The following is a 4,271-nucleotide window of genomic DNA, read 5'->3' on the forward strand; positions in this document are numbered from 1 at the left end:
ACCCGTCGGTGACCGAACCGCTGCATGCGCAGCCGATCGATCCGCCGACCGTGACGATGTCGTTCCTCGTCAACGATAGCCCGCTGGCCGGGACCGAGGGCGACAAGGTGACCAGCCGCGTCATTCGCGACCGCCTGCTGCGCGAGGCCGAAGGCAATGTGGCTCTGAAGATCGAGGAGTCGCCGGACAAGGATTCGTTCTTCGTCTCCGGCCGCGGCGAATTGCAGCTTGCCGTGCTGATCGAGACGATGCGCCGCGAAGGTTTTGAGATCGCCGTGTCGCGACCGCGCGTCGTGATGCAGCAGGGTGACAACGGCGAATTGCTGGAGCCGGTCGAGGAAGTCGTTATCGACGTCGACGAGGAGCATGCCGGCGTCGTCGTGCAGAAGATGTCGGAGCGCAAGGCCGAGATGGTCGAGTTGCGCCCCTCAGGCGGCAACCGCCAGCGCATCGTCTTCCACGCGCCGACGCGCGGCCTGATCGGCTACCAGTCGGAACTGTTGACCGACACGCGCGGCACCGCTGTCATGAACCGGCTGTTCCACGCCTACGAGCCTTACAAGGGTGAGCTGCCGGGCCGCACCAACGGGGTGCTGATCTCCAATGAGCAGGGTGAATCAGTGGCTTATGCCATGTGGAACCTGGAAGACCGCGGTCCGATGGTCATCGATCCCGGCGTCAAGGTCTATCAGGGCATGATCATCGGCATCCATTCGCGCGACAACGACCTCGAAGTGAACGTGCTGAAGGGCAAGAAGCTGACCAACATCCGCGCCGCCGGCAAGGACGAGGCGGTGAAGCTGACGCCGCCGATTCGCATGACGCTGGAACGCGCGCTGGCCTGGATCCAGGACGACGAACTGGTCGAGGTGACGCCGAAGACCATCCGCCTGCGCAAGCTCTATCTCGACCCGAACGAGCGCAAGCGTTTTGAGAAGTCGGCGAAAGTGGTCGGCGCGGCCTAAGGGCAACACCGCGCAATGAGCGGCAAACTCGTCACGGCTGTCATATACGACAATCGGCCCAAGGCCGAAGTTTGCGTTTCGATGCTCGCAGCGTATGGGATCTATGCCTCGCGACTCATATGACCGACAGCAGGCTCGGCCTGATCCATGTGCAAGTCGTTGACAGTGATGTCGAAGCGGCCAAGGGTTTGATTGGCTCGGTCCCCGAAGAGGGCGACTGACCCCTGGTCGCAGTTATCTCGCCTTATCCACCTGCAGCCGAGATGATGGCTTCTCGGTCGGGCTCACCGACGAGCTCGATGCGGATCACCATCCCCGCTCGAGGCGGCTTGCGCAAAGCTTTGGCCCGGTCCGGACCAACGACCAGCAATCGCTTCTCTTCCCAGGCCTGAAGCCGCGATCGCGAGATGCCGAGTTCGCTGGCGAGCAACCGGTCTAGCCGCAGCGCTGTCGGCGTTTCGAGCCCGAGTTGGAGTTCGAGAGCGGTGGTGTTTTCCGGCCTGTCGCCGAGCACCTCCTTGTGAATGGCGGCTTCAGGAAACTCCTCGACGCGCCCGATCCTGCTGCGCAGTGCGGCAACATCGAAGGCATGGCGACGCGCCAGGGCCGGGTCGTTGCTTTCGAGCGCCTGCAGCAACGCAGGCTCGATGTCGCGGCGGTTGCACCGCTCCAGAATGCCGAAATTCCAGGAATTGTCGCAACCGACGCATCGGTAGATCAGCCACGCATCGATGCGTTTGGCGTTGGCGTTGACGCGGAATTTCCCACTGCTGTGGTAAGCCTTGAGGCCGTTGCAGCGGTTGCAATTGATCAGAGGTCGAGGTGCGGTTTTGGGCGCGATCGCCCAGCGGATAAGCAGTATCGAAGACATGCCGAGAAGCCCTTCCCGTCGGGAAGTTCGTCAGATCGGCGATGTCGAGATGCCCATGTGGGCCACGGCGTGGCGAGAGGCTGCGGTGGTCGGAAATCAGGTGTCGCGGGTGGTGAAACGCAACAACGGTTCAGCAGTGCCAAACCGGTCTCGAACCGCCACCCTGAGGAACACATGTATGAAGCAGACGTCGCGAAAACGGCGCCATGCATTGTGTCGGGGGAGTTGACGAGACCGGCGGTTACGTAGGCAAAGTGAAGCTCGAAAATGTGTCGGGACGGAACTTCTAGCCGCGAGAAGTTTGGCCGGCAAGGCTCTTCTCGGTGAGCGCTACCGTTGCCCGGCCAGTTGGGCTAGTCTTGCGTAAGAGCCAACGCCCGAAAACAGAGATATCGGTCATGCACTTCACATCGCTTCTGATCTTCGCCGCCGCCCTGTTCGTCGCCGCCGGCTCGCCCGGCCCCTCGATTGCCGCTCTGGTGGCGCGGGTTATCGCAAAAGGCTTTCGCGATGTGTTTCCGTTCCTGCTCGCCATGTGGATCGGCGAGGGTATCTGGCTGTCGCTGGCGGTGTTTGGGCTGGCGGTGGTGGCGCAGACCTTCCATCTCGCCTTTGTCGTGCTGAAGTGGGTCGGCGTCGCCTATCTCGCCTACCTCGCCTGGAAGATGTGGACGGCGCCGGTCGAGGCGCGCGAGGGCGAGATGCCGCGCGAAGAGTCGGCCGTCAAACTGTTCTTTGCCGGCATGGCGGTGACGCTCGGCAATCCCAAGATCATGATGTTCTATTTGGCGCTGCTGCCGACCATCATCGATCTCGCCTCGGTGACGATCGTCGGCTGGGTCGAGCTGACGGCGACCATGGCCGTGGTTCTGGTCGCCATCGATCTGGCCTGGGTGCTTGCCGCAGCGCAGGCGCGAAAACTGCTGAAGAGCAAGCGGGCGATGAAGATCGCCAACCGCGTCAGCGCCGGCACCATGGCCGGCGCTGCGGCGGCGATCGCGGCGCGGTCCTGAGCATGATCCCGAAAAGTGGAAACCGGTTTTCGGAAAGATCATGCTCAACCAAGCTACGCGTCAGCCCATTTCGATGATGGGCGCGATCTCGATGCTGAAAGCCGGGTCCTTCAGGATAGGACAATCCTTGGCCTTGCTGACGGCATCGTCAATGTCTTTCGCCTCGATGATTGTATAACCGGCGGTTGGATTGCTGCCGCCATTGTTCTCGACCTTGCCGCCAGGCAGCACCGTCTTCGACATGCCGACCGGATTGCCGCCGTCGACTACGGCCGAGCCAAGCTTGCCGTACCAGCCATTCCAGGCCTCCATCGCCGCTTTCCGTTCGGCCTCCTCGGTCGGCATCTTGCCCGAGCCATGATAGACGTAGAGAAATTTCGCCATGGTCTCCTCCTTGATCCAGCGGCATCGAACCGGCATGCGGTCGCGCCGCATTGCGATCATCGGACCAAAACGGCGAACACGCAACGAGAATGCGCGGCAGCTAATATAAAGATCATCACCGCGCCATCGCATGGTATTCATCGTTCGGCAGCATGTCGATTGCCGCCGCCACCCGGTTCGACATGTTGAAGAAGGCGGCGGTCGAGGCGATGTCCCAGATATCGCGATCCGAAAAGCCGGCCTGACGCAGCGCTGCACGATCGGCCTTGACGATCTTGTCCGGCTGCTCGGTCAGCTTCACCGCGAATTCAAGCATCGCCTTCTGTCTCGCGGAAAGATCGGCGGCGCGGAAGTTCATCACCATGATCTCGCCAAAGGCCGGGTCGCCGGAAAGCTGGCGCACCGCCGCGCCATGGGCGGCGAGGCAATAATAGCAATGATTGATGGAGGAGACGGCGACCGCGATCATCTCGCGCTCCAGCTTGGACAGGCCGGATTGGCCCAGCATCAGATCGTTGTACATATCGGTGAAGGCACGCAGCTTCGTCTCGTCGAAAGCGTAGGCCAAAAGCACATTGGGAACGATGCCGAGCTTCTCCTCGCATTTGGCGAAATAGGCCTTCGTCGCTTCGCTCAGTTCCGCGGGCGCGAGGTCAAGTGCGGTGATCTTGTCTTTCATGGCGGATTTTCTCCTCATTTTCGGTGACCCACCGGCGAATCCCGACATTTCGTCGCAAGCGGTCAAACCTTTGTCGCCAAATATCGGTCATCTGCTAGCATAGTCGCAAAACATATGACGGGAGGGATTAGCGACATGGCCGGCCTGAAATCTGCAAGCCAGTTGAAAAAGATGAGCACGGCCAAAGGCAGCGAGAAACCCGGCAGGCTTGCCGATTACCTGCTGGCCCGTGCGCCGGCCGAAGATGTCGCCGCCTATGAGGTGACCGCCCTCGAACGCGCCGCCGATCTCGCCGGACGCGCCGTCGCCAGGCACAAGAAAGGCGATTGCCTCGTCGCCATAGAGGTTGATTCCGGTGT

5 protein-coding genes and 1 pseudogene are annotated in these 4,271 nt (G+C 61.4%); 3 read left to right on the forward strand and 3 right to left on the reverse strand.

Annotation, left to right across the window (positions count from 1 at the left end):
* A pseudogene (locus tag EOA86_RS24350) lies at positions 1-965 on the forward strand (translational GTPase TypA); the annotation flags it as partial.
* Positions 966-1,209: 244 nt separating this feature from the next.
* Here EOA86_RS24350 and EOA86_RS24355 read toward each other — a convergent pair.
* Complete coding sequence (locus EOA86_RS24355; RefSeq protein WP_095518068.1) at positions 1,210-1,836, reverse strand: DUF1062 domain-containing protein; 627 nt, start codon at positions 1,834-1,836, stop codon at positions 1,210-1,212.
* 398 nt (positions 1,837-2,234) lie between these two features.
* On the opposite strand from EOA86_RS24355, the gene EOA86_RS24360 reads away from it, so the two are divergent.
* The gene (locus EOA86_RS24360; RefSeq protein WP_065011166.1) at positions 2,235-2,849 is read left to right on the forward strand and encodes a LysE family translocator; all 615 of its coding nucleotides are present in this window, start codon (positions 2,235-2,237) and stop codon (positions 2,847-2,849) included.
* Between the two features lie 60 nt (positions 2,850-2,909).
* Here EOA86_RS24360 and EOA86_RS24365 read toward each other — a convergent pair whose 3' ends face one another.
* Positions 2,910-3,233 (reverse strand): YciI family protein, encoded by a 324-nt coding sequence (locus EOA86_RS24365; protein ID WP_065011323.1) that lies wholly within the window; start codon positions 3,231-3,233, stop codon positions 2,910-2,912.
* Positions 3,234-3,348: 115 nt separating this feature from the next.
* Complete coding sequence (locus tag EOA86_RS24370; protein WP_128343999.1) at positions 3,349-3,912, reverse strand: peroxidase-related enzyme; 564 nt, start codon at positions 3,910-3,912, stop codon at positions 3,349-3,351.
* A 135-nt stretch (positions 3,913-4,047) separates the two neighbouring features.
* Between EOA86_RS24370 and EOA86_RS24375 the strand changes: the two genes are divergently transcribed.
* A partial coding sequence (locus tag EOA86_RS24375) for a hypothetical protein (RefSeq protein ID WP_164891942.1) occupies positions 4,048-4,271 on the forward strand: 224 nt, incomplete at its 3' end.

The sequence above is a fragment of the Mesorhizobium sp. M5C.F.Ca.IN.020.32.2.1 genome (assembly GCF_004023105.1).
GTDB classification, from domain to species: domain Bacteria; phylum Pseudomonadota; class Alphaproteobacteria; order Rhizobiales; family Rhizobiaceae; genus Mesorhizobium; species Mesorhizobium wenxiniae.

Coding starts and splice junctions, on each gene's coding strand:
- EOA86_RS24355 (WP_095518068.1), bottom strand. CDS start 1,836: ATGTCTTCGATACTGCTTATCCGCTGGGCGATCGCGCCCAAAACCGCA.
- EOA86_RS24360 (WP_065011166.1), top strand. CDS start 2,235: ATGCACTTCACATCGCTTCTGATCTTCGCCGCCGCCCTGTTCGTCGCC.
- EOA86_RS24370 (WP_128343999.1), bottom strand. CDS start 3,912: ATGAAAGACAAGATCACCGCACTTGACCTCGCGCCCGCGGAACTGAGC.
- EOA86_RS24365 (WP_065011323.1), bottom strand. CDS start 3,233: ATGGCGAAATTTCTCTACGTCTATCATGGCTCGGGCAAGATGCCGACC.